Consider the following 14,274-nt stretch of genomic DNA (forward strand, 5'->3'; position numbering starts at 1 on the left):
GATCTGGATATGACTGCACGCAGCCTCGCACGGATCTCCGGTGTCTTCGCCATGGCGACGTGGGCGGTGCTCAGCGTGCCCAGCGCCGCTCCGACCGCCGCCGCCGACCCGTGCGCCGACGTCTCGGTCGTCTACGCCCGGGGTACCCACCAGGAACCCGGCCTCGGCAACGTGGGCCAGGCCTTCGTCGACTCACTCACCTCGCAGATCGCCGGGCGTTCCGTCGAGGTCTACCCGGTCAACTACCCGGCCAGCGACGACTACCACGGCAGCGCCCCGGCCGGCGCCGACGACGCCAGCGCCCACGTCCAGGGCACCGTGGACAGCTGCCCGAACACCAAGATCGTGCTGGGTGGCTACTCGCAGGGCGCGACCGTGATCAATCTGGCCACCAATCAGCTGCCGCCCGCGGCGGCCAACCGGGTGGCCGCGGTCGCCTACTTCGGCGAACCGTCCAGTGGATTCTCCAGCGCGTTGTGGGGTGGCCCGCTGCCGACGATCAACCCCGCCTACAGCGGCAAGCTGATCAGCTTGTGCGCCACCGATGACCCGATCTGCACCGGAGGCGGAAACATCATCGCGCACGTCTCCTACATCGAGAACGGCATGACGAACCAGGCCGCGACCTTCGCCGCCAACCGGGTGAAGTAGCGGCCCGGCCAGGACCTCACTGGGCCAGCAGGCGCCGCTTCTGCTCGGTGAACTCCTGCTCGGTGAGGATTCCCGCGTCGCGCAGCGACGCCAGCTCCCGCAATTCGGCGGCGATGCTGGTGATCGGCCCGCCGGCCGGTACCGGCGGCGCAGCGACGGGCTCCTTGCCGGCCGTCGCCGCCTCCGCATCGGGTTTTGCCGGCCGCTTGGTCACGCCGCCCAGTTGCTCGCGGGCGCGTGTCCCGGCGCCGCCGCCCGAACCGGTGGTGCCGGCCACCGCACGTCCGGCCAGGCCCGCCAATGCCATCTGGCTGAACAGGTTTCCGGCGCTGCCCGCCACGCCTTCGGCGGCGGCAGCGGCGGCCGGCACTGCCAAGGTAGTCATGCGGATGGCCGGCGCCGCCGTCGTCCAACCCGCAGGTACCGACAACCCCCCGACCGTGGCGGCTTCGCCCAGGCCGGCCGACACAGTGGACCCCGCCGCCGGTGGCAGCGGCACGGGACCCGAGTACGCCGGTAGCCTGGCCCAGCCGCTGACGATGTCGTCGGTGTGCAGACCGACGTAATACCCGTCGATGTCGTAGGGCAGGGCCGCGCCGGCGAGGATTCCGTCGAGCGTCACTCCCGCGGTACCGATCTCCGGATCGAGGAAGATGCCGCTGAAGTCGCCCAACAGATCCAGGATCTGCAGCGGCGACAGGCCGGACGCTAGTGGATCGGTGACGGCGGCCGGGCCGGCCAATCCGGTCAGCGCGTTCGGGACCGCGGACAACGTTTGCTGCGCCGAAGAAGCAGCCGAGGAAACGGCGCTTTGCGCATCACCGGCGGCGGTGCCGTTGGCCTGCGCGACCGCACCGGCCTGCGCCGACAGCCCACCCGGATTGGTGCTCGACTCGGGCTCTTGGAACGGCGTCAGCGTGGTGGCGGTGGCAGAGGCGAGTGCGTACGCCAGCATGGTCCCGGTGTCTTGCGCCCACATCTCGGCGTACTGAGCCTCGGTCGAGGCGATCGCCGGCAGATTCTGCCCGAAGAAGTTCGTCGCAATCAGCGTCGCCAACAAGCTGCGGTTGGCCGCGACGACCGGCGGCGGCACCGTCGCGGCGAAGGCGGTTTCGTAGGCGACAGCAGCCGCAGCGGCCTGGTCGGCCGTCTGCTCGGCCTGCTGCGCGGTGACCTGCAGCCACGCGACGTAGGGGGCGGCCGCACTCGACATCGACGCCGACGCCGGCCCTACCCAGGGTCCGGAGGTCAGCGTCGTGATCACCGATTCGTATGCACTCGCCGTCGAGTACAGGTTGGCGGCCAATTCCTCCCACGCCGTGGCGGCGCTGAGCATCGACCCCGAGCCGGGTCCGGCATACATCAGCGTCGAAATGATTTCCGGCGGCACCAACGCGAAGTCCATAACGTTCCCTCCCGGTCGGGTGCAATCGGCTGCAACACCCCGAACGCCGACGCACCGGCCCGAGATCACTTCGTCGTGGCGAGCCAGGCCCAGTGATATTGCCTGTCGTTCGCACAGCCGCTACCAATAAAGCACATATATGCGCAGTGCGTGGAATCCGCTCACGTCCCCACCGACGTGGGCATCGTCACAGGTCGGAGGCTATTACCGCTCGAACTCGAGGTAGTGACGGATCTCCTCGACTGCCGCGTCCAGGTTCCGCGACACCAGGCCGCGCCCGACCCATTCGCTGAGCCGCGCGATCCCGAGGCCGGTGGTGGTGAACGTCAGAGTCAGCGTGAGACGGCTGCGGTCGCCGTCGGGTTCGGCCAACGCCGCGAACGAGTGCCGGGTGCCCTGCACCGAACGCCACTTCAGCAGGCTGCCGGTCGGGGTCGCGATGAGCACGCGTCCGCCGAGTTGAATCGTGCCGCTGTCCAAATAGACATCCCACAGCTCGCCGTCGTCGCGGGCGTGGATGAACCGGCAGCGGCTGAAGACCGACACCGCGTCGAACAGGCAGTGCGGGTCGGTGACGAAGCCGGCGGTGTCCGCGAACGGGCAGTTGATGTGGCGTGTCACGCTGACTGTCTGCGTCATCTCACCGAACCAGCGGGACGACGGTTTTGCTGGCCAGTTTGGACAACCCGACCTGCATGACGCTGGTGACGTAGGCCGACGCCTGGTCCCAGTCGGGTTCGTCACCGAACCGGGCTCGCACGTCGATGGGGTCGAGTACCTGCATCCGGATCTTGGCCGGCAGCGGGAAGTGCGGCAGCGGCAGCGGTGACAGACCCCAGGGGATACTCAACGTCATCGGCATGCTCTTCACCCGGGCGAGTTTGTCCAGCCGCAGCAGTTGCGCGGTGCGCCGGCCGTCGTTCAGCACGATCAGCGTGTCATGGCCGCCGGTGGCCACGACGGGAACGATCTTGACGTTGCTCTGATGCGCCAGGCGCAGGAAGCCCTTGCGGCCGGAGAAGACGATCTTGTTCCGGTCGCGCCACGGCCGCAACGCCTCGACGTCGCCGCCCGGATAGACCAGCGCCGAGCCGCCGCATTCGAAGACGCGCTCGGCGAAGGAGTGCGCGGCCGGAACGACGCCGAGTTTGCGGGTCACCCTGCCGATACCGGGCGCGGCGGTGACGGTGTCGTGCGCCAGCGCGTACAGCGGACGGCCTTCGACGGTGAAGTAGGTGTTGTAGGCGAGCAGGAAGATGAACGTGTCCGGTGTGGCGCCCCCGCCGCTGTGATTGCACACGAACAGCACCGGCTCGTCGGGCACGTTCTCGAAACCGCACACCTCGGCTCGGAACCAGACAGTCGATGCCAGCCACAACGGGGGCAGCACGGCACGGATGAACTCCGGGTCGCGGTGACGGAGTTCCTTCGGGAGACGAGGCCGCATCATCTCGATGAGATTAAACCGATACGGCGCGATCCAATCGCATTGGGGCGTTCGTCGGTCCGTCGCAGGGGCGCGGATCGAGGGGCGGGTCTCCGTTCGCACCCGCCGTAGTCGGTGTCGTAGCTTGAGACGGGAGCGGCCGCGCGGCTGGTCCAGGTCTTCGAGTGGGGGGCAGCGTTTGCGTCGATTAGGTGACCGAACTATCATCTGGACACATGTCCAGTTTGCTGTCGCGCGGGCGGGTGCGTTGACTGCAAACCGACGGGTGCCCTTCCCCGGTGGTTCGGCGACGGTAAAGGGTTGAGTATGCGAATCGCGCTGTTGTCCTACCGGAGCAAGGATCACTGCGGCGGACAGGGTGTCTACGTGCGGCATCTCAGCCGCGGTCTGGTCGACCTCGGACACGACGTCGAGGTGTTCTCCGGTCAGCCCTATCCGGAGTTGCTCGATCCGCGGGTCCGCCTGACGAAGGTCCCCAGCCTGGACCTGTACCGCGAACCCGACCCGTTCCGGGTGCCGCGCCCGAGCGAGATCCGGGACTCGATCGACCTGCTGGAACTCGCCACCATGTGGACCGCCGGCTTCCCCGAGCCGCGCACGTTCACCATGCGGGTGGCCCGGCTCCTGGCCGAGCGGGCCAGTGAGTTCGACGTCGTCCACGACAACCAGAGTCTGGGCACCGGCTTGCTCAGCATCGCCGCCGGCGGAACGCCGGTGGTGGCCACCGTGCACCATCCCATCACCCGGGACCGGGTGCTGGATCTGGCTGCCGCGAAATGGTGGCGAAAGCCGTTGGTGCACCGCTGGTATGGGTTCTCCACCATGCAGAAGCAGGTGGCGGCCCAGATCCCGGACCTGCTGACGGTGTCGTCGTCGTCGGCGCAGGACATCGTCACTGACTTCGGGGTCTCCCCCGATCAACTGCACGTGGTGCCGTTGGGCGTCAATACCGATCTGTTCAAACCGGTTTCGGCGCCGCGACAACCTGGCCGGGTGATGGCGATCGCGAGTGCCGACACTCCACTCAAGGGCGTCAGCACGCTGTTGCACGCGGTCGCCAAGTTGCGGGTGAACCGCGACCTGGAACTGCGGCTGGTCGCGAAGGTGGAGACCAACGGCCCCACCCACAAGCTGATTGCGGAGTTGGGTATCTCCGACATCGTCCACATCGCCAGCGGTTTGTCCGATGCAGACCTCGCCGCTTTGTTCGCTTCGGCCGAGGTTGCTTGCATTCCCTCGCTCTACGAAGGGTTTTCGCTGCCCGCGGTGGAAGCGATGGCCAGCGGAACCCCGATCGTGGCCAGCCGGGTGGGTGCGCTGCCAGAGGTGCTGGGGACCGACGGCGCGTGTGCCGAACTGGTGGCGCCCGCCGACGTCGACGCCCTCACCCACGCGCTGGGCAAGCTGCTCGACTCGCCGGAAAAGCGGCGCAGCCTGCGCCAGGCCGGCCGGGCGCGCGCGGTCGGCGTGTTCAGCTGGGAGGCGGTGGCGGCCCAGACCGTGCGCGTCTACGAGCGCGCGATCGACCGCGCCGCTGAGGGCCGTACGCGATGCTGACGATTGACTTCGACCGGCTGGACATCGGTCCCGGCACGACGGTCATCGACGTGGGCTGCGGGGCTGGGCGGCACGCCTTCGAAGCGTATCGGCGCGGGGCTGACGTCGTCGCCTTCGACCAGAACGAGTCCGACCTGCGCGACGTGGATGCCATCCTGCGCGCGATGGGCGAAAGCGGCGAGGTACCGGAATCGGCCACTGCCAAGGTGGTTCGCGGCGATGCGCTGCATCTGCCCTATGCCGACGGAACCTTCGACTGCGTCATCGCCTCGGAGATCCTGGAGCACATACCCCACGACGAAGCCGCCATCGCCGAACTGATCCGGGTGCTCAAAGTCGGTGGCACACTAGCGGTCAGCGTGCCCCGCTGGCTTCCCGAGCGGGTGTGCTGGTTGCTGTCCGAGGAGTACCACAGCAACGAGGGCGGCCACGTCCGCATCTACCGGGCCAGCGCGCTGCGGGACAAAATCGTCGGCCGCGGACTGGAATTGACCCACGCACACCACGCGCACGCCCTGCACTCGCCGTTCTGGTGGCTCAAATGCGCTGTGGGCGTGTCGAATACGCAGCACCCCGCGGTGACCGCTTACCACAAACTCCTGGTGTGGGATCTGATGCAGCGGCCCAAGTTGACCCAGCTGGCCGAGACGGTGCTCAATCCGTTCGTCGGTAAGAGCGTGGCCATGTACTTCAGCAAGTCGCGGCCGGTAAAAACCAACGCAGCGTGAGGTATTGAATTTGCTTCGCGATAACGCGCCGGCCGTGGCCGGCATCCTCACCCCTGAGCAGTGCCGGCAGACCGCGGTGTCGATCGCGGCCGCCCAGGAGCCGTCCGGAGCCATCCCCTGGTTCGCCGGCGGCCACACCGATCCGTGGGATCACGTGGAAAACGCGATGGCCCTCACCGCGGCCGGACTGCTGGAACCGGCGCGGGCCGCCTACGAGTGGTGTCGGCGGACGCAGCGGCCCGACGGTTCCTGGCCGATTCAGTTGCGCTCGGGTGTCGTCGAGGACGCCAACAGCGACAGCAACTTCTGCGCCTACATCGCCACCGGCGTGTGGCATCACGTGCTGGTTACCGGCGACGAGGCGTTCGCCGCGACGATGTGGCCGGTGGTGCACAAGGCAATCGACTTCGTCATCGATCTGCAGATCGGCTACGGCGAGATCTGTTGGGCCCGAAGCGAAGTCGGGCCCGTGACGGAGGCGCTGCTGACCGGTTGTGCGAGCATTTATCACAGCATCCGCTGCGCGTTGGCGCTGGCCGCCTTCATCGGCGAGCCGCAACCGGAATGGGAACTGGCCGCGGGCCGGTTGGGGCATGCCATCATCGCGCACCCCGAGGCGTTCACCGAGAAGGACCGGTACTCGATGGACTGGTACTACCCCATCCTCGGTAGCGCGTTGCGTGGCCCGGCGGCCGCCGTCCGGATCAAGCAGCGCTGGGACGAATTCGTGGTGAGCGGCCTGGGTATTCGGTGCGTGTCGGACCGGCCCTGGGTCACCGGTGCCGAAACGTGCGAATTGGTAATGGCTTTGGATGCCATCGGCCACCGTTCGGCGGCGTACCGGCAGTTGGCGGCGATGCAGCACCTGCGCGAGGGCGACGGTTCTTACTGGACGGGTCTGGTGTTCGCCGACGGGAAGCGCTGGCCCGAGGAGCGGACCACGTGGACCGGTGCGGCCATGATCCTGGCCGCCGACGCGCTGTCGGACACCACCCCGGGTAGCGGGATCTTCCGCGGCGACGCGTTGCCGACGGGCCTGCAGACCGACTTCGACTGCGAGTGCGTGGCGACCGGGTAGTCAGACCTGCTCGCCGGCCTGACCGCCGGTGCGCTCCAGCACGCGCAGCGAACCCAACGCCGCCACTTCCTTGAACTGGCCGGAATCCAGTGCGCGGCAATAGATCTGGTATGGAGCGCGGCCCCCGTCTGCCGGATCGGGGAACACGTCGTGGATGACCAGCGCGCCGCCGGCGGACACCCATTTGGCCCAGCCGTCGAAGTCCCGGGCGGCGGCGGCTTCGGTGTGTCCGCCGTCGATGAACAGGAACTGCAGCGGCGTGCGCCATCCCTGCGCGACGAGCGGGGACTTACCCACGACGGCGACGACGTGGTCGTCGAGGGCGGCGGCGTCCAGCGTGCGGCGGAAGGTCGGCAGCGTGTCGAACAGTCCGGTGACCTCGTCGACCAGTGACGAGTCGTGGTATTCCCAGCCGGCCTGGTGCTCCTCGGAGCCGTGGTGATGGTCGATGGTGAACAGCACACTGGCCGTCTCGAGCGCCGCCGCACCCAGCAGCAGGGTGGACTTGCCGCAGTAGGTGCCGATCTCGACGCCGATGCCACCGTCGAGGTAGCGCCGGGCGGCGTCGTAGAGTGCGCGACCCTCGTCGCCGGGCATGAAGCCGCGCACCTGCTCGGCCAGCGCGAACAACCGGTCGGTCGCGTCGTGATCGCTCATCGGCTCAACCTATCGGTCGCTCGTCGAGCGCCGGCGCCGTGGTCGTCGGTCCTTGCTGGCTTGTCCTCGTGGGCGACTCGGCTGGACAGCAGTCCGGGGGTCAGCCGTGCGGCGCTTCGGAGATCTTGCTGTCCGGCTTGCCGACGGTCTGACAGTAGGTCTGCACCGAGAGGCGGGTGGCGGTGATCTCCAGTGAGGCCGGTTCGGTGCCGCTCTTGTCCTTGAGCATCTTGCTGACCTCCTCACTCTGCTTCTTCTCGTCCTGGCTGACGAAGTCCTTGCATTTGGTGTCGCCGCCGGTGTTGATCACTTCTGACGGCGAACAAGCACTGAACATCAGCGCGGCGATGATGACTGCGGGAGGGGCGAAGCGCTTCATCGAAGGCCTTTCAGAGTCGGGGTCGCTGCTATTTATAGACCGCGGTGCCTGATTCCAAACGCCGCCTTGGGATCCCGGCCTGCGGGTGGCCCGGGTCAGGGCTGCTTTTCCAGTGTGAACTGGTTGACGTCGATATAACCCGCGCGGAAGTTGTCGGCGCAGCCGGTGAGGTACTTCATGTAGCGGTCGTAGACCTCTTCGGACTGAATGGCGATCGCTTCGTCCCGCCGGGATTTCAGCGCGGCCCCCCACAGGTCGAGGGTCTTGGCGTAGTGCTGTTGCAGCGACTGCTGGCGGGTCAGGGAGAAGCCGGCTTTCCCGGCGTGCGTGGCCACCATGTTGGTGCTGGGTAGCCGTCCGCCGGGGAAGATCTCGGTGAGGATGAACTTGGCGAAGCGGACCGTGTCCATGGTGATGGGCAGACCACTTGCGGTGAGCTGCTCCTGATCCAGCACGGTGATCGAGTGCAGCAGCATGACGCCGTCGGCGGGCAGGACCTGGTAGGCCAGCGCGAAGAAGTCGTCATAGCGGTCGTAGCCGAAGTGCTCGAACGCGCCGATCGACACGATGCGGTCGACGGGCTCGTCGAACTCTTCCCAGCCCTGCAGCAGCACCCGCCGGCTGCGCTCGGTGTCCAGCTCGTCGAACGTCTGCTGCACGTGCGCGGCCTGGTTCTTGGACAGGGTCAGACCGATGACGTTGACGTCGTACTTCTCGATCGCGCGGCGCATGGTGGCGCCCCACCCGCAGCCCACGTCCAGCAACGTCATGCCCGGCTGCAGACCCAACTTTCCCAGCGATAGGTCGATCTTGGCGAGCTGCGCCTCTTCCAGGCTCATGTCGTCGCGCTCGAAGTAGGCGCAACTGTAGGTCCGGGTCGGGTCGAGGAACAGTTCAAAGAACTCGTCCGACAGGTCGTAATGGGCCTGTACGTCGTCGAAGTGCGGCGTCAATCGATCGTTCATGGGGGGGGAGATGCCTTTCCGGCTTCAGAGGCACTGGGGAGCCCGGCATTCCCGCCGCCGGCTACCCCAGGGTTCCCCGGAAAGCCCAGATCAAACGGTGCGGCGATGAGTTTCGGTCGCACCGCGGGTCATAACGTTCACTACTGACACATCGACAGCGTGCGCGAGCAAAGGTGGATTTCATGTCTCATGCCTCCCCGACCCTACCCCCTGTCGTCGATCATCAGACCTGGCGCGTTCAGCTGGATGAACTTCGCAAACGCGAGAAGGCCGCCACCCGGGAACTGGATGCCATCGCCGCCCAGCGCCGCCGGCTCCCGATGGTCGCCTTGCCCGATTACACGCTGATCGGCGCCGATGGTCCCCTCAGTCTGAGCGAGGTGTTCGACGGCCGCGCGCAGCTCATCACCTACCACCACATGTGGTCGCCGGGAGCGGACTGGCAGTGCGGCGGCTGCACGGGATTCACCTCGCAATTCACCCGATTGGAATTCCTGGACAACTACGACGCCCGGTTCGTCGTCGTCACCACCGGAACCATCGAGGAGGCCCTGGCGTACCGGAAGAAGGTCGGCAACAGGATGGAGTGGTACTCGTCGTCGGACAGCACCTTCTCCGCGGACATGGACGCACCGGCAGGCGGCGGGTTCGCGGTGAATGTGTTCCTGCGCGACCGTGACGCGGTGTACCGCACCTGGCACACGGCCGGCCGGGGCACCGAGCAGCTGAGCCATTCGTTCGGCCTGATCGACATCCTGCCGTGGGGCCGGCAGGAGGAATGGCTCGATTCGCCACCGGGCTGGCCGTCCCGACCCACCTATTCCGGCTGGCTCGACTCCCCCGACATCGCCCGCGCTTACGGCGCCCCGCATTAAGCAATCCGGTTAGCGGACTGGGTTCAACAAAGTCTTGACTGAATCCAGACGAGCGCGAAATATGTGCGCTGTGTCCTCAGCCCAGGATTACGCCGAGCAATTGCGGCGGGCCGATCTGCGGGTGACACGACCAAGGATCGCAGTGCTGGAAGCCGTGCAGGTACATCCGCACGCCGACACCGACACCATCTTCTCCGCCGTACGGCTGGGCCTGCCCGACGTGTCCCGTCAGGCCGTCTATGACGTCCTGAACGCGCTGACCGCGGTCGGTCTGGTCCGGCGAATCCAGCCGTCCGGCTCGGTGGCACGGTACGAGTCCCGGGTCGGCGACAACCACCACCACGTCGTGTGCCGATCCTGCGGGGTGATCGCCGACATCGATTGCGCGGTCGGTCAGGCTCCCTGCCTGACTCCGTCGGACGACGACAACGTCTTGGATGGGTTCGTTCTCGACGAGGCCGAAGTCATCTATTGGGGCCTGTGCCCCGACTGTTCGAGTGATTCCTGATCACAACCGTGGTCACTGCCCGTTTCACCTAACACCCGGAAGGAATGCTGTGTCATCCGATACGTCCGACAGCCGCCCACCCCACGACGACGCGGGAACCGCCAGCACGAGCGAGAGCGAGAACCCGGCGATCCCCTCGCCCACGCCAAAGTCGGATGCGCCGCGGACCAACCAGGACTGGTGGCCCAATCAGATCGATGTGTCGAAGCTGCACCCGCACTCGCCGCAGTCCAACCCGCTGGGCGAGGACTTCGACTACGCCGCGGAGTTCGCCAAGCTCGACGTCGACGCGCTCAAGGCCGACCTGACGTCGGTGATGACCACCTCGCAGGACTGGTGGCCCGCCGACTACGGCCACTACGGCGGCTTCTTCATCCGGATGAGCTGGCACGCGGCCGGCACCTACCGCATCTACGACGGTCGCGGCGGCGGCGGCCAGGGACTGCAGCGGTTCGCGCCGCTGAACAGCTGGCCCGACAACGCCAGCCTGGACAAGGCGCGCCGGCTGTTGTGGCCGGTCAAGAAGAAGTACGGCAACAAGATCTCCTGGGCAGACCTGCTGGTCTTCGCCGGCAACGTGGCCCTGGAGTCGATGGGATTCGAGACGTTCGGCTTCGCGTTCGGTCGTCCGGATGTCTGGGAGCCCGAAGAGATCCTGTTCGGCGAAGAGGACGAATGGCTGGGCACCAACAAGCGTTATTCCGGTAAGCGTGACCTCGCCGAGCCGTACGGCGCGACCACGATGGGTTTGATCTACGTCAACCCCGAGGGGCCCGAAGGCAAGCCGGATCCGATCGCCGCCGCGCACGACATCCGGGAAACGTTCGGCCGGATGGCCATGAACGACGAGGAGACCGCCGCGCTGATCGTGGGTGGCCACAGCTTCGGCAAGACGCACGGTGCCGGCGACGCCGGCCTAGTGGGACCCGAGCCGGAGGCGGCCCCGATCGAGGCGCAGGGGCTGGGCTGGCAAAGCTCGTACGGCAGCGGCGTGGGCAAGGACGCCATCACCAGTGGACTGGAAGTGGTCTGGACACCGACCCCGACCAAGTGGGACAACAGCTTCCTGGAGACGCTGTACGGCTACGAATGGGAGCTGACCAAGAGCCCCGCCGGTGCCTGGCAGTACACCGCGAAGGACGGTGCCGGCGCCGGGACCATCCCCGACCCGTTCGGTGGCCCGGGCCGCAACCCGACCATGCTCGTCACCGACGTCTCACTGCGCGAGGATCCGATCTACCGCGAGATCACCAGCCGCTGGTTGAAGAACCCCGACCAGCTCTCCGAGGCCTTCGCCAAGGCTTGGTACAAGCTGCTGCATCGCGATCTGGGACCGATCTCGCGCTACCTCGGGCCCTGGGTTGCCGAGCCGCAGCTGTGGCAGGACCCGGTTCCGGCGGTCGACCACGCTCTGGTCGACGACCAGGATGTGGCGTCGCTGAAGGCCAAGGTTCTCGACTCCGGTCTGACGGTCCCCCAGCTGGTCAAGGCGGCGTGGTCGTCGGCGAGCAGCTACCGCAACACCGACAAGCGCGGCGGGGCGAACGGGGCGCGGGTTCGGCTGGAGCCGCAGAAGGACTGGGAGGTCAACGAGCCGGCTGAGCTGGGTCAGACGTTGGCGGTCCTCGGGCAGATTCAGCAGGACTTCAACGCCTCTGCCGGGGACGGCAAGAAGATCTCCTTGGCCGACCTGATTGTGCTGGCCGGGTCCGCGGCGGTGGAGAAGGCGGCCAAGGACGGCGGCTACGAGATCTCGGTGCACTTCGCCCCCGGGCGCACCGATGCCACGCAGGAGAACACCGACGTGGAGTCGTTCTCGGTGCTCGAACCGCAGGCCGACGGGTTCCGCAACTACGTGCGCCCCGGCGAAAAGGCGCCACTCGAGCAGCTGCTGCTCGAGCGTGCCTACCTGCTGGGGGTGACCGGCCCCGAGTTGACGGTGCTCATCGGTGGTCTGCGTGCCCTGGGCGCCAATCACGGCGGCACCAAGCACGGCGTCTTCACCGACAAGACCGGCGTGCTGACCAACGACTTCTTCGTCAACCTGCTCGACATGGGTACGCAGTGGAAGCCGTCGGAGACCGCAGAGAACGTCTACGAGGGCACCGACCGGGCGACCGGCGAACTCAAGCGGACCGCCACCGCCAACGACCTGGTGTTCGGCTCGAACTCGATCTTGCGGGCCTTGGTCGAGGTGTACGCGCAGGACGACAATCAGGGCAAGTTCGTCGAGGACTTCGTCGCCGCCTGGGTCAAGGTGATGAACAGCGACCGGTTCGACCTGAATTAGTTCGGGGCGAGAGGGCACCCCGCGGGCCACGTGCTCGCGGGGTGTCGCTTTCTCAGCAGACGTGGTTGGCCGGACCGATGACCGCCCACACCGTCTTTCCGGAGTCGGTGGGAGTGTTCCCCCACTCACGGCTGAGGACCCGCAGGACCTCCACGCCTGACGCGCCGGCACGGCTGTACAGATATGGCGCAGTTGCGTGGGCGTGGGATCCGGGTCGTCGACGGCAACCGTGACGCTGGCGCCGTTGGTTTCCAACCGCAGCTTCGCGCAGCCGCCGGAACGCTGATTGATCAGATCCTCGAAGAACACCGTCGCGACGGTCGTGGCCGCGGGGATGAACTCGCACTTCGACCATCGGGTGAGCCAGTCGGTGATCAGGCTGCAGGCCCGTGCCACCGTGTCCGGCATGATCGGCAACTCGACGTGCGCGCGACGCCGCAGCGGACTCTCGCGGGGCACGTTGGCGACGGCTTCGGTTAGCGACGATAAACCGTCAGATACCGCGTCAAACCGTTACGCCGGATCGCCTCGCGACCTTGCTGGTGGGAGCAGACCAGCGCCATCGGAACCTCGTGCCAGACGTTGACCTGCCAGTAGGCGTTGAGGAACACCATCCAAGCCGAGGCGGCCGACACCTCCAGTTCGGACACGTCCACCACCACCGCGACCGGGTCGTCGACGGCGGTCTTGACCAGGTAATCCCGCAGCCGCAGATACGTGGTGCTGTCGAGCACACCTACAGCAGTAACCAGGGTGACGTCGTCGCGCACGGACGGCGTCAACTCCAGTCGACTATGAATGCCCAAGCTGCGCCCCCTAGCCCAGAACCACCACCTGTGCGTATCTTGCACCGGGCGTCCTAACTGTGGCAACGGCCGTTCGTCGATCGAGCTTGCCGGATGCGATGTCAGCAAACGATGTTCGGCGCGGCACCGATCAGCGCGTCAAGTCCCACTGCCCGTAGTCAGCCGCAAGGATGTCGTCCACGTCCACTTTGATGCCGTTGAGGACGGGACCTTCGAGCACTCGCTGATACAACACCGCGGCCGGCTCGCGCTGGCCGTGCGACCACCCGATCGTCTGCCATGCCCATTTGTGGCCCGGGGTGGTCGAGTTTCCGATGACACCGTCTTTGATCGCCCAGCCGCATACCTGGTAGCTGCCGTAGATGCCGCTGCGGCCGACGCCGAGTACCGAGTTGATGCCTCGAAACCATTGCAGCGCAACGGTGTTCCAGGTGTTCTGGTCGATGTCCTCGTCGACGCTGAAGAAGATCGGGGCCGACGGTGGGCCGCCCGCGGCCGCGTGCAGGCTCTGCGCCGTCTGGGCATCGGCCACGCCGCCGTCATATCCGCGGGTGTAGTCCGACGGCGAGTCGACCCAGCCCGGCTTGCCGTATTGAAAGTTGCTGACGATGTGCAGACCGGCGGCGCGCAGGGAGTCGGCGTACTGGCGGGTGATCGGCTTGGCTTCGAAGTGCGCGCCGGGCCGCTCCGTCGACACGTAGTTGACGACCCCGTCGTAGCCGGCCGCCTTGATCTCTTCGGGTGGGATGCGGCGTTCGGCGAAATCGATCAACTGGCCGCTGGCCGCCGACGCCTTCGGTGGGTTCTGAGTGGCGGCCCACGTCCCCAGGCCGAGCAATACCGGAGCGGCGGCGTACCGGAACGCGTCGCGTCGGGTCACCGAACGCGCATCGAGGTGCCTACCTGGTGATTCAGCCGAATCGTGCAC

At 66.9% G+C, this 14,274-nt stretch carries 15 protein-coding genes; 7 read left to right on the top strand and 8 right to left on the bottom strand.

Translation table 11 applies throughout. The annotated features are described in order from the left end of the window. Positions 1 to 9: 9 nt before the first annotated feature. On the top strand, positions 10 to 651 hold the full coding sequence (locus tag AC5Y47_RS19335; RefSeq protein ID WP_499945866.1) for a cutinase family protein: 642 nt from the start codon (positions 10 to 12) through the stop codon (positions 649 to 651). A gap of 16 nt (positions 652 to 667) precedes the next feature. Here the strand turns inward: AC5Y47_RS19335 and AC5Y47_RS19340 are convergent, their stop codons facing one another. The 3 genes from AC5Y47_RS19340 to AC5Y47_RS19350 all read right to left on the bottom strand — a co-directional run bounded on the left by AC5Y47_RS19340 (position 668) and on the right by AC5Y47_RS19350 (position 3,506). After that, positions 668 to 2,056: a PPE family protein, SVP subgroup gene (locus tag AC5Y47_RS19340; protein WP_499945867.1), complete on the bottom strand. Its 1,389-nt coding sequence runs from the start codon at positions 2,054 to 2,056 to the stop codon at positions 668 to 670. A gap of 204 nt (positions 2,057 to 2,260) precedes the next feature. Continuing rightward, a complete protein-coding gene (locus AC5Y47_RS19345; RefSeq protein ID WP_499945868.1) occupies positions 2,261 to 2,695 on the bottom strand; it encodes a hypothetical protein in 435 nt (144 codons plus the stop codon). 1 nt (position 2,696) lies between these two features. After that, positions 2,697 to 3,506 (bottom strand): 1-acyl-sn-glycerol-3-phosphate acyltransferase, encoded by an 810-nt coding sequence (locus tag AC5Y47_RS19350; protein WP_499945869.1) that lies wholly within the window; start codon positions 3,504 to 3,506, stop codon positions 2,697 to 2,699. Positions 3,507 to 3,809: 303 nt separating this feature from the next. Here AC5Y47_RS19350 and manT point away from each other — a divergent pair, with 303 nt between their 5' ends. From manT to mmpH, 3 genes are read left to right on the top strand one after another with little or no spacing between them, the layout of a single operon-like run. Further along, the gene (manT, locus tag AC5Y47_RS19355) at positions 3,810 to 5,060 is read left to right on the top strand and encodes an MMP alpha-(1->4)-mannosyltransferase (RefSeq protein WP_499945870.1); all 1,251 of its coding nucleotides are present in this window, start codon (positions 3,810 to 3,812) and stop codon (positions 5,058 to 5,060) included. Continuing rightward, positions 5,054 to 5,788 (top strand): class I SAM-dependent methyltransferase, encoded by a 735-nt coding sequence (locus tag AC5Y47_RS19360; RefSeq protein WP_499945871.1) that lies wholly within the window; start codon positions 5,054 to 5,056, stop codon positions 5,786 to 5,788. The genes manT and AC5Y47_RS19360 overlap by 7 nt, the downstream gene beginning before the upstream one ends. Before the next feature lie 10 nt (positions 5,789 to 5,798). Continuing rightward, on the top strand, positions 5,799 to 6,866 hold the full coding sequence (gene mmpH / locus AC5Y47_RS19365) for an MMP endo-(1,4)-3-O-methyl-alpha-D-mannosidase (RefSeq protein ID WP_499945872.1): 1,068 nt from the start codon (positions 5,799 to 5,801) through the stop codon (positions 6,864 to 6,866). Here mmpH and AC5Y47_RS19370 read toward each other — a convergent pair whose 3' ends face one another. The 3 genes from AC5Y47_RS19370 to AC5Y47_RS19380 form a co-directional block, all read right to left on the bottom strand. Further along, positions 6,867 to 7,523, bottom strand: coding sequence for a class I SAM-dependent methyltransferase (locus tag AC5Y47_RS19370; protein ID WP_499945873.1), 657 nt, complete (start codon positions 7,521 to 7,523; stop codon positions 6,867 to 6,869). A gap of 100 nt (positions 7,524 to 7,623) precedes the next feature. Then, entirely contained in the window at positions 7,624 to 7,902 is a 279-nt protein-coding gene (locus tag AC5Y47_RS19375) for a hypothetical protein (protein WP_499945874.1), read from the bottom strand. A gap of 95 nt (positions 7,903 to 7,997) precedes the next feature. Then, complete coding sequence (locus AC5Y47_RS19380; protein ID WP_499945875.1) at positions 7,998 to 8,867, bottom strand: cyclopropane mycolic acid synthase family methyltransferase; 870 nt, start codon at positions 8,865 to 8,867, stop codon at positions 7,998 to 8,000. A 182-nt stretch (positions 8,868 to 9,049) separates the two neighbouring features. Between AC5Y47_RS19380 and AC5Y47_RS19385 the strand changes: the two genes are divergently transcribed. The 3 genes from AC5Y47_RS19385 (at position 9,050) to katG (ending at position 12,540) form a co-directional block, all read left to right on the top strand. After that, positions 9,050 to 9,742 (top strand): DUF899 domain-containing protein, encoded by a 693-nt coding sequence (locus AC5Y47_RS19385; RefSeq protein WP_499945876.1) that lies wholly within the window; start codon positions 9,050 to 9,052, stop codon positions 9,740 to 9,742. Between the two features lie 70 nt (positions 9,743 to 9,812). Continuing rightward, positions 9,813 to 10,250 carry a Fur family transcriptional regulator gene (locus AC5Y47_RS19390; RefSeq protein WP_499945877.1) on the top strand — a complete coding sequence of 146 codons (438 nt, stop codon included), beginning with the start codon at positions 9,813 to 9,815 and terminating at the stop codon, positions 10,248 to 10,250. A 49-nt stretch (positions 10,251 to 10,299) separates the two neighbouring features. Further along, positions 10,300 to 12,540, top strand: coding sequence for a catalase/peroxidase HPI (gene katG / locus AC5Y47_RS19395; RefSeq protein ID WP_499945878.1), 2,241 nt, complete (start codon positions 10,300 to 10,302; stop codon positions 12,538 to 12,540). 476 nt (positions 12,541 to 13,016) lie between these two features. Here katG and AC5Y47_RS19400 read toward each other — a convergent pair whose 3' ends face one another. Both AC5Y47_RS19400 and AC5Y47_RS19405 read right to left on the bottom strand, forming a co-directional pair. Continuing rightward, positions 13,017 to 13,346 carry an STAS domain-containing protein gene (locus AC5Y47_RS19400; protein ID WP_499945879.1) on the bottom strand — a complete coding sequence of 110 codons (330 nt, stop codon included), beginning with the start codon at positions 13,344 to 13,346 and terminating at the stop codon, positions 13,017 to 13,019. A gap of 130 nt (positions 13,347 to 13,476) precedes the next feature. Next, positions 13,477 to 14,274 carry a DUF1906 domain-containing protein gene (locus AC5Y47_RS19405; protein WP_499945880.1) on the bottom strand — a complete coding sequence of 266 codons (798 nt, stop codon included), beginning with the start codon at positions 14,272 to 14,274 and terminating at the stop codon, positions 13,477 to 13,479.

The sequence above is a fragment of the Mycobacterium sp. NGS22 genome (assembly GCF_059813095.1).

What these genes read in the sequence shown, in the direction of transcription:
- AC5Y47_RS19335 (WP_499945866.1), top strand. Translation starts at nt 10, where the DNA reads ATGACTGCACGCAGCCTCGCACGGATCTCCGGTGTCTTCGCCATGGCG.
- AC5Y47_RS19340 (WP_499945867.1), bottom strand. Translation starts at nt 2,056, where the DNA reads ATGGACTTCGCGTTGGTGCCGCCGGAAATCATTTCGACGCTGATGTAT.
- AC5Y47_RS19345 (WP_499945868.1), bottom strand. Translation starts at nt 2,695, where the DNA reads ATGACGCAGACAGTCAGCGTGACACGCCACATCAACTGCCCGTTCGCG.
- AC5Y47_RS19350 (WP_499945869.1), bottom strand. Translation starts at nt 3,506, where the DNA reads ATGATGCGGCCTCGTCTCCCGAAGGAACTCCGTCACCGCGACCCGGAG.
- manT (WP_499945870.1), top strand. Translation starts at nt 3,810, where the DNA reads ATGCGAATCGCGCTGTTGTCCTACCGGAGCAAGGATCACTGCGGCGGA.
- AC5Y47_RS19360 (WP_499945871.1), top strand. Translation starts at nt 5,054, where the DNA reads ATGCTGACGATTGACTTCGACCGGCTGGACATCGGTCCCGGCACGACG.
- AC5Y47_RS19370 (WP_499945873.1), bottom strand. Translation starts at nt 7,523, where the DNA reads ATGAGCGATCACGACGCGACCGACCGGTTGTTCGCGCTGGCCGAGCAG.
- AC5Y47_RS19375 (WP_499945874.1), bottom strand. Translation starts at nt 7,902, where the DNA reads ATGAAGCGCTTCGCCCCTCCCGCAGTCATCATCGCCGCGCTGATGTTC.
- AC5Y47_RS19380 (WP_499945875.1), bottom strand. Translation starts at nt 8,867, where the DNA reads ATGAACGATCGATTGACGCCGCACTTCGACGACGTACAGGCCCATTAC.
- AC5Y47_RS19385 (WP_499945876.1), top strand. Translation starts at nt 9,050, where the DNA reads ATGTCTCATGCCTCCCCGACCCTACCCCCTGTCGTCGATCATCAGACC.